The 15,216-nt window shown below is 69.2% G+C and carries 13 protein-coding genes, 1 tRNA gene and 1 pseudogene; 5 read left to right on the top strand and 10 right to left on the bottom strand.

Annotation, left to right across the window (positions count from 1 at the left end; all coding sequences use genetic code 11):
* The 4 genes from Q4F04_RS11275 to Q4F04_RS11290 form a co-directional block, all read right to left on the bottom strand.
* Window positions 1–835, bottom strand: an 835-nt coding sequence (locus tag Q4F04_RS11275) for a manganese catalase family protein (protein WP_303369925.1), incomplete at its 3' end; no start/stop codon positions are given.
* Between the two features lie 141 nt (window positions 836–976).
* Window positions 977–1,062, bottom strand: a tRNA-Leu gene (locus tag Q4F04_RS11280).
* Window positions 1,063–1,106: 44 nt separating this feature from the next.
* Window positions 1,107–2,054 (bottom strand): lipoyl synthase, encoded by a 948-nt coding sequence (gene lipA / locus Q4F04_RS11285; RefSeq protein WP_303369926.1) that lies wholly within the window; start codon window positions 2,052–2,054, stop codon window positions 1,107–1,109.
* 100 nt (window positions 2,055–2,154) lie between these two features.
* Window positions 2,155–3,360, bottom strand: coding sequence for a DUF6456 domain-containing protein (locus tag Q4F04_RS11290; RefSeq protein ID WP_303369934.1), 1,206 nt, complete (start codon window positions 3,358–3,360; stop codon window positions 2,155–2,157).
* 199 nt (window positions 3,361–3,559) lie between these two features.
* Between Q4F04_RS11290 and Q4F04_RS11295 the strand changes: the two genes are divergently transcribed.
* Complete coding sequence (locus Q4F04_RS11295; RefSeq protein ID WP_303369927.1) at window positions 3,560–3,889, top strand: DUF6477 family protein; 330 nt, start codon at window positions 3,560–3,562, stop codon at window positions 3,887–3,889.
* 5 nt (window positions 3,890–3,894) lie between these two features.
* Here Q4F04_RS11295 and Q4F04_RS11300 read toward each other — a convergent pair whose 3' ends face one another.
* Window positions 3,895–5,388, bottom strand: coding sequence for a helicase HerA-like domain-containing protein (locus Q4F04_RS11300; protein ID WP_303369935.1), 1,494 nt, complete (start codon window positions 5,386–5,388; stop codon window positions 3,895–3,897).
* A 423-nt stretch (window positions 5,389–5,811) separates the two neighbouring features.
* Here Q4F04_RS11300 and Q4F04_RS11305 point away from each other — a divergent pair, with 423 nt between their 5' ends.
* A complete protein-coding gene (locus Q4F04_RS11305; protein WP_303369928.1) occupies window positions 5,812–6,525 on the top strand; it encodes an invasion associated locus B family protein in 714 nt (237 codons plus the stop codon).
* Between the two features lie 63 nt (window positions 6,526–6,588).
* Here the strand turns inward: Q4F04_RS11305 and Q4F04_RS11310 are convergent, their stop codons facing one another.
* The 5 genes and pseudogenes from Q4F04_RS11310 to rpiA form a co-directional block, all read right to left on the bottom strand.
* Window positions 6,589–7,965, bottom strand: coding sequence for a DegQ family serine endoprotease (locus Q4F04_RS11310; protein ID WP_303369936.1), 1,377 nt, complete (start codon window positions 7,963–7,965; stop codon window positions 6,589–6,591).
* Window positions 7,966–8,855: 890 nt separating this feature from the next.
* A pseudogene (gene hflC, locus Q4F04_RS11315) lies at window positions 8,856–9,710 on the bottom strand (protease modulator HflC); the annotation flags it as partial.
* Window positions 9,710–10,981 carry an FtsH protease activity modulator HflK gene (gene hflK, locus Q4F04_RS11320; RefSeq protein ID WP_303369930.1) on the bottom strand — a complete coding sequence of 424 codons (1,272 nt, stop codon included), beginning with the start codon at window positions 10,979–10,981 and terminating at the stop codon, window positions 9,710–9,712. The pseudogene hflC and the gene hflK, both read right to left, overlap by 1 nt.
* A gap of 101 nt (window positions 10,982–11,082) precedes the next feature.
* Window positions 11,083–12,462, bottom strand: coding sequence for a glutathione-disulfide reductase (gene gorA, locus Q4F04_RS11325; protein WP_303369931.1), 1,380 nt, complete (start codon window positions 12,460–12,462; stop codon window positions 11,083–11,085).
* Entirely contained in the window at window positions 12,459–13,187 is a 729-nt protein-coding gene (rpiA, locus tag Q4F04_RS11330) for a ribose-5-phosphate isomerase RpiA (RefSeq protein WP_303369932.1), read from the bottom strand. Before rpiA ends, gorA begins: the two co-directional genes overlap by 4 nt.
* 202 nt (window positions 13,188–13,389) lie before the next feature.
* Between rpiA and Q4F04_RS11335 the strand changes: the two genes are divergently transcribed.
* The 3 genes from Q4F04_RS11335 to Q4F04_RS11345 form a co-directional block, all read left to right on the top strand.
* Window positions 13,390–14,571: a bifunctional 2-C-methyl-D-erythritol 4-phosphate cytidylyltransferase/2-C-methyl-D-erythritol 2,4-cyclodiphosphate synthase gene (locus Q4F04_RS11335; protein WP_303369933.1), complete on the top strand. Its 1,182-nt coding sequence runs from the start codon at window positions 13,390–13,392 to the stop codon at window positions 14,569–14,571.
* Window positions 14,571–15,059, top strand: coding sequence for a phosphatidylglycerophosphatase A (locus Q4F04_RS11340; RefSeq protein WP_303369937.1), 489 nt, complete (start codon window positions 14,571–14,573; stop codon window positions 15,057–15,059). Before Q4F04_RS11335 ends, Q4F04_RS11340 begins: the two co-directional genes overlap by 1 nt.
* The coding region (locus Q4F04_RS11345; protein WP_303369938.1) for a CinA family protein at window positions 15,059–15,216 on the top strand (158 nt) is incomplete at its 3' end. The genes Q4F04_RS11340 and Q4F04_RS11345, both read left to right, overlap by 1 nt.

Below are 15,216 nucleotides of genomic sequence, written 5' to 3' on the forward strand. Positions count from 1 at the left end.
GGTGGATCTTGCCGCCCTCGGGCATCCCCTCGATCACCTCCAGCGGGCCGGGCGGATCGTCGGGCAGCGCCTCGCCGCTCCAGACCCCGGCGATCGCCTGATAGTCGCCCGGCGAGAAAGTATAAAGCCGCCGATGCGCGCCGGCCTGCAGGTATTTGCGCGCCTCGGGCACCTTGTCGGTGGGGATGTTCGGCGTCGGCAGCATCTGGTGGATATCCACGCCCGTCAGCCGCTTCAGCGCCAGCCCGTAGGCATGGGCATGGACGCCGCCGCGCACCAGCAGGTAGCCGCAGACCTCGCGCCCGGTGACGTTCGCCTCGGTCAGCGATTCATAGACTCGCAGCTTGTGCAATCGCGCGCCGCATTCCAGATGGAAATTGTGCAGCAGGTCCACGATGACGTTACCCGTGGTCGTCACCATGTCCGCGTTCCAGGACATCGAGTTCGAGTTGACCGGAACCGCGCCGCCCGCATGGCTGAAGAAGGACGCAGCCGAGCGGATGTCCTTCATCGCCTCGAAGGGCGCGTTCGAGATGTCGCCCCCGTCGCCTTCGTCCCCGCCCGGCTTGTCGGGTCCGTTGGCCAGCATCGCCACCCCGTTCGAGACCAGCTCGACGTGGCCCAGTTCTTCGGCCGTGATCGCGGCGACCAGTTCATAGAACGGACGCAGCTTGTTCTTGGACCGGAAGTTGAAGCTCTGGAACAGATAGTTGCCCAACGTGGACATCTCGCCGTACTTGCCGCCCAGCAGTTCCTGCAGGGCAGCAGCGGCGTTCGGGTCCTGGCGGGCGGGCGCAGGCAACTCGACTTGCAACTTGTCGACGCGAAGAAACATCTGTCGATTCCTCTTTGTGGCAGGACAGAGGCCGGCTGATGACCGATGGCCTCGCGCCTCAACGCACGACAGAAGATGCAGGGTGATTTAAAAAATGTTAAATGCCCGCCTGCGGCGGGATGGTCATCGGATCAGGATGGATGGTACCCGAGGTCGGACTCGAACCGACATATCCTTGCGGATGGCGGATTTTGAATCCGCTGCGTCTACCATTCCGCCACTCGGGCACGCAGGCCAGCGATAAACCGGCGCGCAGGCCGACGCAAGCGACTCAGGCGCCCGCGAGCTTCGCCTCCCGCGCCGCCCGCAGCCGGGCGAAATCGTCACCCGCGTGATAGGAGGACCGTGTCAGCGGTGTGGCCGAGACCATCAGGAAGCCCTTGCCCCAAGCGGCCTTCTCGTAGCCCCCGAATTCCTCGGGCGTGACGAAGCGGTCGAGGCGGTGATGCTTGGGCGTCGGCTGCAGGTATTGCCCGATGGTGATGAAGTCGATGTCGGCCGCCCGCATATCGTCCATGACCTGCAGGACTCCCTGCCGGTCCTCGCCCAGGCCCACCATGATGCCGGACTTGGTGAACATCGCCGGGTCGAGTTCCTTGACACGCTGCAAGAGCCGCAGCGAGGCGAAATAGCGCGCCCCCGGCCTGACGGTCGGATACAGCCCCGGCACTGTTTCGAGGTTGTGGTTGAAGACGTCGGGCCGCGCCGCGACAACGGTTTCCAGCGCGCCGGGTTTCGCCTTCAGGAAGTCCGGGGTCAGCACCTCGATGGTGGACCCCGGCGAGCGGTGGCGGATCGCCCGGATCGTCTGGGCGAAGTGATCGGCGCCGCCGTCCTCCAGGTCGTCGCGATCGACGCTGGTGATGACGACGTGCTTCAGGCCGAGGGTCGCGACGGCATGGGCGACGCGGCCCGGTTCGAACACGTCCAGCGCGTCGGGCTTGCCGGTGGTCACGTTGCAGAAGGAACAGCCGCGGGTGCAGATCTCGCCCATGATCATCATGGTGGCGTGGCCTTGGCTCCAGCACTCGCCGACGTTGGGGCAGCCGGCTTCCTCGCAGACGGTGGACAGGCGGTTCGTGCGCAGGATGTCGCGGGTGTCCTTGTAACCCTGGCTGACCGGCGCCTTGACGCGAATCCACGAGGGCTTCTTGGGCTGGTCCTGATCGGGGCGATGTGCCTTTTCGGGATGGCGCAGGACCGGGGGGGCGTCGGACATCGCAAAAACCTCGGGGGTCAAGGGCCGAAGGGCCGTTGCTTCCCGAGGTAATCCCTTCCGCGCACCGGATCAACCGCCCTTCCCGGCTGGCGGAAACAGGTCATCCGATCAGCGGCCCGAACTTGCCGTAGCGTTCCCGGTAATGCCGTTCCAGCCGCATCAGGGCCAGCCGCAGGACGACCTTGCCCGACCGGGCGGGCCAGCCGAGACGGCGCTCGGTCATCTCGATCCCTTCCAGGAAGCAGCAGATCCGCAGCACGAGGTCGCCCATGCCGGGGCCAAGCTCGCGCAGCGCCTCGGCCACGCGCCGCCGTGCCACCTCGGACCCGCCGCCACCTGCGCCGGGCACATAGCTCGCGTCGATGCCCGCGGTCATGAAGCCATCCCAGTTCTGGGCCACGCGCACGCCCATCTGCGCCAGTTCGAAATCCTCGCGCAGGCGTTCGCCCGCCACCACCATGCCGTTGTCAAGGAACGGCTGGCCATTGGCATCCCGCCGGCGCGCCATGACATGCAGCGGGCTTTCCGCGATGTTCACCCGCATCCGGCGCGGCCCGCTGCCGTCGGGGTCGTCGAGGACGCGATCTTCCATGATGCGGTGGGCCTGCGCCGCCCGGGGACCGGAATCGGCGCCCTCGAAGGGGGCCGCAGCCTCGGCCATGCCGGCAGGGGCTGGATCGACCCGCGCGGCATCGTCGAAATCCGAGGGCGGCGGCAGGCCGGCGGTGCCGCCCGTCGCCATCGCCTTCAGCGCCGCCCGTCCCGCCGCCGTGATGGCATGGCGGGAAATGCGCCCCTGCGCCACGATCGCCACCCAGCCGCGCAGGGCAAGCAGTTCTGCCACCGTGCGATCCAGCACGGCGGTGCGGATGTCGGCGCGGGTGACAATGGCCTTTTCCATCCCTGCGGCCACGGCCAGCACCGCCCCCGGCTCGGCCAGCCGCCGCAGCACGCGGCGCAGTTCGGTGCGGTCGGCCTGCGTGTCGCGTCCCCCCCGCTCGACCGCACGGTCCACCAAGGGGTCGTCGCGACGGTTCTCGAACCTGCGGATGCGGCGCAGGATCGTCGAGGGATGGCAGCCGGTTTCCCGCGCCAGCGCGCGGATCGTTTCGCCCCCTTCGACATGGCGCAGGTACAGCCGCGCATCGTCGGGCAGGACCGAAGGCGGCGCCCCGGCCGGTTCTGCGGCATCCGCGGCAGGCGCTGCGGGGATCGCCGGTGTCGCTTCGGACGGCAGCCCGCCGCAGGGTCGCGACGAGATGGCGGCAGCGTCGGCGAAATCACCCGTCAGTATCGTCATTGCAATCTGTCCCTTGTCATCCTTAGGCCGACCGCGGCCTTGGGTCTGGAACCTGTCCAAAAAGACAGGTGGTCATCACATCGGTGACGAATGGCTAAGATTTCCTAAAGATCGTTAACCAAGGCGGACGGTGCAGCGGGCGTTGACGCAACAGGGGATGGATTGAGGCAAGACTTGCGCCATCACCTGACGCCCGGAGTATCCGATGAGCCTGATGTCGAACGTCCTCGCCTTCCCCGCGCAGCCGGTCCTGCCCCGGTTGCGCCGCCCCGCCGCGCTGATCCGCGCGGCCGTCGCGGGCCAGCCGCAGTGGCGGCGCGACCGCGACCTGCGCCGCACGCTGCGGTGCGAGATCCTGCCCCCGCCTGGCAAGGCGCTGGCGCGGCTGCGGGCCGACGAGGACAGGATGAACATGGCCCGGCAGGAGGGTGCGGCGGATTACGACATGCACCAGCATGTCATGCTGATGATCGCGATCCTGGCCGAGTCGCGGCTGTCCTGCGCCGACGGCCCCCGGCTGCGTGCAATCGGCTGAAGCGTTCAGCGCCCCCGGAACATGGTTCCCAGGATGCCGCGGGCGATCGCCTGCCCGGTCTTGGCGCCGATCTGCCGGGCCATGCTTTTGCCGAAAGCCTCGATCATCGTGTCGCCCCGGCGGCCCGGTGCCGTATTGCGCGTTCCGGCCTGCAGGCCCGGCTGATAGCGCCGGCCGCGTCCCGCCTTGCCGGTGGGAATGGTGAACAGGTCGGCATCGGCCCGCGCCTGTTCGGCGGCGGCGGCCTGCCCGGCCGCCTCGGCCGCGCGCCGCGCCAGGATTTCATGGGCCGAGTCGCGGTCGATGACCTGCCCGTATTTCAGCCCCAGCGGGCCGAGCCGGACGATCCGCGCCCGCTCGGCTTCGGGAATCGGCCCGAGCCTTGACAGCGGCGGGCGGATCAGTGTCCGCTCGACGATGCCCGGCGCGCCCTTTGCGTCAAGAAAGGACGTGACCGCCTCGCCCGTGCCGACATGGCGGATCGCATCGGCGGTGTCGAAGGCGGGGTTCGGGCGATAGGTTTCTGCCGCCATCCGCAGCGCCTTCTGGTCGCGGGCGGTGAAGGCGCGCAACGCGTGCTGCACGCGGTTGCCAAGCTGGCCCAGGACCGCATCGGGCAGGTCGGCAGGATTCTGGGTGATGAACCAGACGCTGACCCCCTTGGACCGGATCAGGCGCGCCACCTGCTCGATCTTGTCCACCAGCGCCTCAGGCGCATCGTCGAACAGCAGATGCGCCTCGTCGAAGAAAAACGCGAGCCGGGGCTTTTCCGGGTCGCCCACCTCGGGCAGTTGCTCGAACAGTTCCGACAGCAGCCACAGCAGGAAGGTCGCATACAACCGGGGCGAGCGCATCAGCCGGTCGGCGGCAAGGATGTTGACGACCCCCCTGCCCGATGCGTCCAGCCGCATCAGGTCGGAAAGCTCAAGTGCCGGTTCCCCGAACAGGCGGTCGCCGCCCTGCTCCTCCAGCACCAGCAGGGCGCGCTGGATCGCGCCGACCGAGGCCGCCGGGACATTGCCATAGCGCAGGCTCAGGTCGCGGGCGTTCTGCCCCACCCAGACCAGCATCGCCCGCAGATCCTTGAGGTCGGCCAGCGCCAGGGCCTCCTCGTCGGCGAGCCGGAAGGCGATGTTCAGCACGCCCTCCTGCGCCGGCGTCAGGTCCAGCAGGCGCGACAGCAGCAGCGGCCCCATCTCGGCGGGCGTGGTGCGGACGGGATGGCCCTGCTCGCCCCAGATGTCCCAGAAGGTGACGGGAAAGGACTGGTAGTCCAGCGGCGCCCCGATCTGTGCGGCGCGCGTGATGAAGCCGTCGGCAAGATTCGGGTCGGCGCCGCCGGGCATCGCCATGCCGGCAAGGTCGCCCTTGACGTCCGCCAGCAGCACCGGGACGCCCGCCAGCGACATGGCTTCGGCCAGCGTCTGCAGCGTGACCGTCTTGCCGGTGCCGGTCGCGCCCGCGATCAGCCCGTGCCGGTTGGCCTGCCGCAGCAGCATTGCCTGCGGCTGCGCATGACCGGGCCCCCCGCCACCGACGAAAACGGTCCCGGAATCGTGATCGACGATGCGGTGCGACAAGGCTGGGGCCGAAGGGGTTGGCAGGTCGGTCACGGCAATCCTCTGGCGGCTGGGTTGCGCCGAGCATAGCTGATTTGTCCACTCTCGCCAGCAGGCCCGGTGCTGCCCTGCAATGGTTTTCCGGCGGTTGTCACCTGTCTTTTCCGGTTAATTGACGCTCGTTGCGGCTGCCCCTAAGGTCCCGGGCAATAAGCCGCCAGTCTGACAGGGACGGAGGGGGAACGAAGCTTCGGAGTCGTTCCCCTATCTCTTTTGCTTGACCTGTCACAGGGGTCGGCTGCCGCTGACAAGGGCCTGCGCCCGTGCTAACAGGGCCGCCGCGTTCAGCCGAAAGGATACCATATGGCTCGCACCTCCTCTGCCGTGCTGGCGGCCCTGATCGCGGTGGCGCCCTTCGCCGCCGCCCATGCACAGGAAGCCGCCGAACAGACCCCGCCCCCCGTCACTGCGCCCGCCGAGACCGCCGACGCCCCGGCCCCTGCCGCGGATGCAGCGCCGCCGCAGGCCGAAACCGGGGCCGCGCCCGCGCCCGCCGGGACGCCTGCGGAAACAGAAGCACCGGCCGAGGGACAGGCTGCCGCAGCTCAGGACCAGGTCGGCAGCTATTACGCCAAGGCGACCCATGGCGACTGGCAGTTGCGCTGCCTGAGAACCCCTGACGGCAAGGACCCCTGCGAGCTTTACCAGTTGCTGCGCGACGAACGGGAAACCCCCGTGGCCGAGCTTTCCGTGATCCCCTTCAGCGGCGAGGCAGCGGCGGTCCTGAACTTCGTGGCACCCCTGGAAACCGACCTTCAGGCGGGCATGGGTCTGCAGATCGGCTCGGGCGAGGCCAACCGCTATCCCTTCATCGTCTGCGCCGCGATCGGCTGCGTCTCGCGGCTGGGGATGACCGAGGACGAACTGAACCTGCTCAAGCGCGGCAGCACCGCGACCGTGACGCTGCTGCCCTTCGGCGGCGAGCCCGAAGAAAACATGGTGGACCTAACGGTGTCGCTGACCGGCTTCACGGCCGGTTTCACCGAGCTGCAGGGCCTTGTCGGCGCAAGCCAGTAAGCCTGCACCCGCAATGCAAAAGAGGCGCCCTTTGGCGCCTCTTTTCGGTTCATGAGGGCTCGGTTACTCTTCGATCGACAGGGCGACGAAGCGCGGCTCGCCTTCGCGGCGGATCAGCACCAGCACGGATTGACGCCCGGCCTCGCGCGCCTCGGTGATGCGGGCGTTCAGGTCGGCCACGCTCGCGACCGGCTGCTGGCCCGCCTCGACGATCAGATCGCCCGTGCGCAGCCCCTTGGCCGAGGCGTCGCTGGCCGCGTCGATGTCCTGCACGACAAGCCCGCTCGTGCCTTCCGGCATCTGCATCCGCGCCGCGAGTTCCGGCGTCATCGGCGCAAGCGTCATCCCCAGAACCTGGCTGGTCGTTCCCTGCGGCCCGCCGCCGTCCGGCCGCTGGCCCGTGCCATCCGCATCGGCAAGCTCGCGCCGGCCCAGCGTGATCTGCAGCGTCACCGGCTCGCCGTCGCGCATCACGGTCACGTCCACCGCCTCGCCGACCGGGGCCGCGGCCACGCGGCGGACGAGATCGCGGGTGTCCTCGACCTCGCCGCCGGCAAAGGCGGTGATGACATCGCCGGCCTGGATGCCCGCATCGGCGGCCGGGCCAGGCGGAACGTCCGTGACCATCGCGCCCGCCTCGGATGCAAGCCCCAGCGATTCCGCGATGTCGGGGCTGACGTCCTGGATCTTGACGCCCAGCCAGCCGCGCCGGGTTTCGCCATATTCCTGCAATTGGTCCACGACGCCCTTGACGACGTTCGACGCCATCGAGAAGCCGATCCCGATCGAGCCGCCGCTGGGCGACAGGATGGCGGTGTTCACGCCGATCACCTCGCCCTGCAGGTTGAACAGCGGCCCGCCCGAGTTGCCCCGGTTGATCGCCGCATCGGTCTGGATGAAGTCGTCATAGGTGCCCGTCAGCGCCCGGCTTTTCGCCGAGACGATGCCGGTGGTGGCGGAAAAGCCCTGCCCCAGCGGGTTCCCCAGCGCCAGCACCCAGTCGCCCACCCGCGCGGCGTCGCTGTCGCCGAAACTGACGAAGGGCAGCGGGTTTTCCGCCTCGACCTTCAGCACGGCGATGTCGGTGGTGGGGTCGGTCCCGACCAGCGTCGCGGGCAGGCGCGCGCCGGAATAGAACTCGATCTCGATCTCGTCGGCACCATCGATCACGTGGTTGTTGGTGACGATCAGCCCGTCCGAGGACACCACGAAGCCCGATCCCAGCGCGTTCGACCGCTGCTGCATCTGCGGCCCGTCGCCAAAGGGCGAACCGGGGCCGCCGGGGCCGGGGATGCCGAAGTCGCGGAACAGGTCCGAGAAGGGGCTGCCCGGGGGAAGGCCGGGGAACTGGTTGACGGGCCGCGACACGATCGCGGTGGTGGTGATGTTGACGACGGCCGGGCTGACCTGCTCGACGATGTCGGCAAAGCTTTGGGGCATGACGCCGGGGGTCGCGGCGACCTGTTCCCCCTGCGGCGTGGCCGCGTCCGGGGCCTGCGGCACCTCGCCCGTCATCGCCTCGCCGGGGACGGTCGTGGTCTCGGGGGTCTCGGACGGCTGCGCCTGCGCCGGCGTGACCTGCTGGTCCTGAAGGGTCTCGGGCGCGGGTTCGGCCTGCTGGGCAATGGCGGGGGCAAGGGCCAGCGACAGCGCCACGGCCGAGGCTGTCAGCCCGAGCCGGACCTTCAGAGGATTGAAACTCATCCATGATCTCCATGACTTGACCGGTTCATGCGGTCCCCGACCGGCCGCGGGGATCTGGCCGGATATGGGGTCAGGCGTTGCCGGCTCGCAACACATCTTTCCGTCATTTCCCTGTGACTGGCGAATAGGCTTGACGGGGATTTCCAGACCTCTCCCGGAAAATGCGAAAAGGCGCGACCGGGACAGGCCGCGCCTTTCGTCAACAAGCCTGCGCCGGATCAGTTCCCGGCTGGTGCGGGTTCGACCGGCACGGTCTGCGTCGTGACCCCGGCCGGGGGCAGGACCGCTTCCCCGGACGGCACTGCCGCCGCATCGGGCGCCTCGCCAAGCGCCGGAGGGGCTGCCGCGGGGTCAACAGCCGCCGCGCCCGTCAGGGCATCGCCGCTCGGGGCGGTTTCCGGCTGGACGGGATCGCCGCCCACGGGCTGTTCGGCACCCTCGACGGCCTCGGTCTCGCTGAGGCTCAGGGCAGCCTCGGCGGCGGCCTCGGCCTCGGCGGCGGCGGCGGCGGCTTGGGCCGCGGCTTCCTCGGCCACCTCGCGGGACGACGGGGCATCCGGCGGAACCGCAGCCGAGACCTCGTCAGGAACCGCCACCGGGTTGATGCCGCTGTCCGCGCCGGTGCCGAGATAGGCGAAGAACTCGCCGGTCGGGTTCATCACGATCGAGCTGTTGCCCTGCTGCAGCGCCCGCTCATAGGCGGTCATGGACCGCGTGAAGGCGAAGAACTCGGGGTCGCGACCGAAGGCCTCGGCGTAGATGGCGTTCCGCTGGGCGTCGGCCTCGCCGCGGACGATCTCGGCCTTGCGGCGCGCGTCCGAGGTCAATTCCACCACCGTCCGGTCTGCGGTGGCGCGGACACGCTGCGCGGCTTCGCCGCCCCGCGCGATCTCGTCGGCGGCCTCGCGTTCCCGTTCCGCCCGCATCCGGGCATAAGTGGCGGCAAGGTTCTGTTCCGGCAGGTCGGTGCGGGTCAGGCGCACGTCGATGATCTGGATGCCAAGCGAATTCGCCTCGTTCCGGGCAGCATCGCGGATCTGCGCCATCAGCGCGGTCCGGTCGTCCGACAGCACCGTGGTCGAGGGGACCGCCCCCAGCACGCCGCGGATGGCGTTGGTCATGATGCCGCCAAGCCGCTGCTGGGCAAACTCGATCCCGCCCTCGCCCACCGCGCGGCGGAAGGTGACGGCGTCGGCGATCTGCCAGCGGGCGAATGCGTCCACCACGAGGCGGCGGTCGTCCAGCGGCGTGACCTCCATCGGCTCGGTCTGAAGGCCGAGGATGCGGGCGTCATAGCGCACCACGCGGTCGATGACCGGCAGCTTGACGCCGAGGCCCGGTTCCTCGCGGACCGTCACGACCTCGCCGAAGCGCAGGACCAGTGCCTTTTCACGCACGTCTACGATGTAGATCGAGGCCATGACAAGGACCGCCACGACGACGACCAGCGGCAGGGCAAGGATGGATAAGGTGCGGCGCATCAGTTGCCCCCCGTCGGCGCGGTTGCGATGGTCGTGTTGCTGGCGGCCCCGCTGTTCGCGGCGTTGACGTCGCTGGTGCCGCTGCGGGCGGCGGGCGGCGGCCCGCTGCGAAGCTGATCCAGCGGCAGATAGGGCACGACGCCCTGCCCCGCCTCGCCGTCGATCAGCACCTTGTCCACGTTGCCCAGGACACGCTCCATGGTTTCCAGATACATCCGGCGCCGGGTCACCTCGGGCGCCTTGACATATTCGTCATAGACCGAGGTGAAGCGCGCGGCCTCACCCTGCGCCGCGTTGACGGCCTGGGCGCGGTAGGCCTCGGACTGTTCGACCAGCGCCGCGGCCTCGCCTCGGGCGGCGGCCAGCACGCGGTTGGCATAGGCGTCGGCCTCTTTTTCCAGCCGGTCGCGTTCCTGCTGGGCGGCCTGCACCTCGCGGAAGCTGTCGATGACCTCGGCGGGCGGGTCGGCGCGGCCGAGGTTCACCCGCACCACGTTGATGCCGGCCTGATAGCTGTCCAGCGTCGCCTGGATCGCCAGTTCCAGGTCGCGGGCGATCACGCCGCGGTCGCGGTTCAGGATCGGCGAAAGCTCGCTGCGGGCCACGATGTCGCGCATGGCGCTTTCGGCCACGGCGCGGATCGTGCCCTCGGGATCGGCAAGGTTGAACAGGTATTGTTCCGGGTTCGACACGTTCCAGACCACCTGGTAGGTCAGGTCCACGATGTTCTGGTCGCGGGTCAGCATCAGGCCGCTGTCCATCGGGTCCCGGCCGGTGCCGATGTCAATGGTCCGTTCGCGGGTCACGCCGACGATCTGGTAGGTGACGAAGGGCCAGGGCGCAAAGTTCAGACCGTCATCGCGCACGGCATAGGGACGCCCGAACAGAAGCTCGACCGATTTCTCCGAGGTGTCCACCTGGTAGATGCTGGCAAATCCCCAAAGGGCCACCGCGACAAGGGCGGCGATGCCCCATTTGCCGCGGTCCATGCTGGGCAACTGGCGGCGCGGACCGCGCGGCCCACCCGTCCGGGGGGTGCCGTCGCGCCCGCCCATCAGCACGCGCAGGCGGTCCTGGCCCTTGCGCATCAGCTCCTCGATCTCGGGGATCTGCTCGGGGCGCTTGCCGCCGTTCGGAGGCTGCTGGTCGGGTCCCGGTTGCCCCCAGGGACGCTGAGGCCCACCCCGATCGGGTTTCGGGGCCTGCGGACGGGCCGGCCGGTCGTCATCGCCACCGCCGTTGCCGCCGCCCCATGGTCCCTGTTGTGCCATTCCTGTGCCTTTCGTGTGAAGTCATGTCCTAACTAGGCGCATTGACCGCAGGGACAAGGGCATGCCGGCAGGCACTGCCCCCCGCGTCCCACAAGATCGCGTCAGGTCGTGGAACCGCCCGCGCGCCGCACCGGCAGCCGCATCGTGACCAGTTCCTCGGCCAGCGTCGGATGGACCGCGATGGCAGCGTCGAACTGTTCCTTGGTCGCCCCCATCCCCATGGCCACGGCGACAAGCTGGATCATCTCGGCCGCCTCGGGGGCGAAGATGTGGCAGCCCACTACCCGGCGGGTCCTGTCATCCACGATCAGCTTCATCATCGCCCGCAGGTCGGACCCGGCGAAAAGCGAGCGCATGGGGCGGAACACCGCCTCATAGACCTCGATGGGGCCTTGCCCGGCCGCGTCCTCCTCGGTCAGGCCGATGGTGGCAAGCTCATGCGGACGGACATAGACGGCGCTGGCCACGAGGTCGTGGCAGGCGCGGCGCGGCTGGGCGCCGAAGACCGTGTCGGCAAAGGCGTGCCCTTCGCGGATCGCGACGGGGGTCAGGTTCACGCGGTCGGTCACGTCGCCCACGGCGAAGATCGAGGGCACGGCGGTCTGCGACCACTCGTCCACGACGATCTCGCCGCGCTTGCCCGGTTTGACGCCGGTGTTTTCCAGCCCCAGCCCCTTGGTGTAGGGCTTGCGGCCGGTCGCGAACATCACCGCGTCGTGGCGTTCGGTCGCCCCATCCTCGTACGTGACGCGGATGCCGTCGCCCTCACGATCCAGCCTTGCGGGATTGGCGTTCAGCCGCAGCGTGACGCCGATATGGGCCAACTGGCTGGTGACAAGCGTGCGCCCGCCCTCATCGAAGCCCCGCAGCAGCCTGTCGCCGCGATAGGCCAGCGTCGTCTCGGCCCCCATGCCCTGCAGGATGGTGGCGAATTCGCAGGCGATGAAGCCGCCGCCCACGATCAGCACGCGGCGGGGCATCTTCTCCATCGTGAACAGGTCGTCCGAGATCATCCCCAGTTCCTCGCCGGGAATGCCCGGCAGGCTGGGGCGGCCGCCGACCGCGATCAGGATGTGCCGGGCGGTGAACTGCCGCCCGTCGGCCAGCGCGACGGTGTGGTGATCGACCAGCGTGGCGCGGCTGTGGTGGACCTCTACGCCCGCGGTCAGCAGCCCGCCTTCGTAGATGCCTTCCAGCCGCGACAGCTCGGCATGCAGGCTGTCGCGGAAGGCTGGCCAGTCGAACCGGCCGGCATCGGCATCCGCCCAGCCGTAGCCTCGCGCCTCGGCGGCGGCTGCAGGGGCCTGGGATGCGAAGATCATCAGCTTCTTCGGCACGCAGCCGCGGATGACGCAGGTGCCGCCCATGCGGCTTTCCTCGGCCAGCGCCACCTTGGCGCCATGCTGCCCGGCCGCGATCCGCGCCGCGCGGACGCCGCCCGAGCCGCCGCCGATGACGAACAGGTCGTAATCGAAGCTCACGGCGTCACCTCGGGCTTGGTCATCTCGATCACCGAGCCATCGGGCGCCCCCACCAGCGCAAGGTCGCACATGCCGAGGAACAGCCCGTGTTCCACCACGCCCGGGATCGCGGCAAGGCCCGAGGAAAGCCCCGAGCAATCCTCGATCACCTCGAGCGACAGGTCGAGGATCAGGTTGCCCTCGTCCGTGCGGAAGGGCTGGCCGTCGCGCTGGCGCGGCAGGATCGGCCGCTGCGTCAGGTCCAGCGAGTCCAGCAGGCGGCGGATATGGGTGACGGTTGTCTCCACGCCGAAGGGGATGACCTCGACCGGCAGGTGGAAGGCGCCCAGCGTCTCGACCACCTTTGTCGGGTCGGCGATCACCACCATGCGGTCCGAGGCGGCGGCCACGATCTTTTCGCGCAGATGCGCGCCGCCGCCCCCCTTGATGAGATTGAGGTCGGGGTCGATCTCGTCCGCGCCGTCCAGCGTCAGGTCCAGCCAGCCGATCTCGTCCAGTTCCTCGATGTGGATGCCGAGATGCGTCGCCAGGTCGCAGGTGGCCTTGCTGGTCGCGGCGCAGCGCAGGCGCAGGTCCTCGGCCCTGATCCGCGCGGCCAGCCGGTGGACCATGAAGACGGCGGTCGAGCCTGTCCCCAGCCCCAGCCGCATCCCGTCCTGAACCAGCGCGACCCCGGCACGCGCGGCGGCATCCTTGGCGAGATCGCTGGGGGAAAGATCGGTCATCGGCGGCTCCTGTCGCTTGGCGCGGTGTCGTCCAAGGGTATAGCGGCGACGGACGGCCCGCGCGAGAGGGCGTTCCGAGGGTTGAGCCGCCCGCACCGGGGGTTTCACGCCCCCCGTGGGGTATTTCAGCCAGAAAGAAGTCCTGAAGATTCGGAAACCAGGTGCGCTGGTCTATGGCTGCGGGTCGCGCTAATCGGCGGGCATGAGTTCCGATCAGCCTCCCGCCCCCGCCCTGCCCCGAGACCGCCTCGCCGTCCTGATCACCGCTGCCGGGCGGGGGACGCGCATGGGGGGCGAGGTGCCGAAGCAATGGCTCGACCTTGCGGGCCGCAGCGTGCTGGCGCGCAGCATCGACGCCTTCGCAGGGTTCGACCGTATCATCGTGACCGTCCATCCCGGGGACATGGACCTTGCCATTGCCGGGCTTGGCGGGCGGGTCACGCTGGTCGCAGGCGGCGAGACGCGGTCCGACAGCGTCCGCGCGGGGCTGAAGGTGCTGGAGGGTTCCGGCATCACCCATGTCCTGATCCATGACGGCGCCCGGCCTCTGGTCGCGCCCTCGACCATCGGCGCAGTTGTGACCGCGCTGGCCGAGGGCGCCGAGGCCGCTGCCCCCGGCCTTGCCGTCACCGATGCGCTGTGGCGCGGGGATGCGGCCAGCGTCACCGGCTTTGCCGACCGCAGGGGCCTGTTCCGGGCGCAGACGCCGCAGGGATTTTCGCTGCCGGTGATCCTCGCCGCCCATCGCGCGGCGGCGGGGGGCGCGGCGGATGACGTGGAACTGGTGCAGCGGCAGGGGGTTGCCGTCCGCATCGTTCCGGGTGACGAAGACAACCTCAAGATCACATGGCCGGGCGACATGGAACGCGCCGGGCGGATATTGCGGATGCGGGGGAACGACATGGATGTGCGGCTTGGCAATGGTTACGACGTCCACGCCTTCGGGCCGGGCGACCATGTCTGGCTGTGCGGGGTGCAGGTGCCGCATGACAAGGGCCTCATGGGCCATTCCGATGCCGATGTGGGCATGCACGCGCTGACCGATGCCATCTACGGCGCGCTCGCGCAGGGCGACATCGGGCGGCACTTTCCACCCTCGGACCCGCAGTGGAAGGGCGCGGCCAGCGAGATCTTCCTGCGCCACGCAGCCGAACTGGCGCGTTCGATGGGCTATCGCCTCGGCAATGCCGACGTGACGCTGATCTGCGAGCGGCCGAAGATCGGCCCCCATGCCGGCGCCATGCAGGCGCAGCTGGCCGAAATCATGGGGGTCGAGGCCGGGCGCGTCAGCGTCAAGGCCACCACCTCTGAACGGCTGGGCTTCACCGGGCGCGAGGAAGGCATCGCCTCGATCGCCACCGCAACCCTGATCCGCGAGGCATGATGGAGCGTCTGATCGCCACCGGCTTCGGCATCGGATACCTGCGCCCCGCCCCCGGCACCTGGGCCTCGGCCGCGACGCTTGTGCTTGGCTATGCGCTGCACCGACTGGGGCATTTTCCGCTGGTCGCGCTGGGCACGGCGCTGGTGATCGCGCTGGGCTTCTGGGCCGTATCCAAGGCCACCGCCGAGCTTGAGATCAAGGACGAAAGCGCCATCGTCATCGACGAGGTCGCGGGCCAGATGATCGCGCTTTGCGCCACCTCGGCCGGCTTCTGGTTCGCCGGGATGCCGGCCAGCGTCTTTCCATGGCCCGCTTATGTCGTGCCCTTCCTGTTCTTCCGCCTGTTCGACATCTGGAAGCCCTGGATCATCGGCCGCGCCGACCGCCGCACCGACGCGGCGGGGGTGATGCTGGACGACATCTGGGCCGGTATCTTCGCCGCCGTGGCCTCGATCCTCGCGGCGGGCCTTTCGCATGGGGTGATGTGATGGATAACGAACCGACCGAAAGCCTCAAGGACCTTGCCGCCCGCGTGCTTAAGGCGGCCGAGGCCAAGGGCGTGATGCTGGCGACGGCCGAAAGCTGCACCGGCGGGCTGGTGTCCGCCGCGCTGACCGACATCCCGGGATCGTCGGGGGCGCTGGA

Origin of the sequence: Paracoccus sp. (in: a-proteobacteria) (assembly GCF_030536915.1) — a bacterium.
In the GTDB taxonomy this organism is placed as follows: domain Bacteria; phylum Pseudomonadota; class Alphaproteobacteria; order Rhodobacterales; family Rhodobacteraceae; genus Paracoccus.

Bases quoted from the DNA above. Each gene is read 5' to 3' on its own strand.
- Q4F04_RS11310 (WP_303369936.1), bottom strand. From the start codon at position 7,965: ATGCCCCAAAGCTTTGCCGACATCGTCGAGCAGGTCAGCCCGGCCGTC.
- Q4F04_RS11305 (WP_303369928.1), top strand. From the start codon at position 5,812: ATGGCTCGCACCTCCTCTGCCGTGCTGGCGGCCCTGATCGCGGTGGCG.
- hflK (WP_303369930.1), bottom strand. From the start codon at position 10,981: ATGGCACAACAGGGACCATGGGGCGGCGGCAACGGCGGTGGCGATGAC.
- Q4F04_RS11300 (WP_303369935.1), bottom strand. From the start codon at position 5,388: ATGCTGCTGCGGCAGGCCAACCGGCACGGGCTGATCGCGGGCGCGACC.
- Q4F04_RS11335 (WP_303369933.1), top strand. From the start codon at position 13,390: ATGAGTTCCGATCAGCCTCCCGCCCCCGCCCTGCCCCGAGACCGCCTC.
- rpiA (WP_303369932.1), bottom strand. From the start codon at position 13,187: ATGACCGATCTTTCCCCCAGCGATCTCGCCAAGGATGCCGCCGCGCGT.
- lipA (WP_303369926.1), bottom strand. From the start codon at position 2,054: ATGTCCGACGCCCCCCCGGTCCTGCGCCATCCCGAAAAGGCACATCGC.
- Q4F04_RS11295 (WP_303369927.1), top strand. From the start codon at position 3,560: ATGAGCCTGATGTCGAACGTCCTCGCCTTCCCCGCGCAGCCGGTCCTG.
- Q4F04_RS11340 (WP_303369937.1), top strand. From the start codon at position 14,571: ATGGAGCGTCTGATCGCCACCGGCTTCGGCATCGGATACCTGCGCCCC.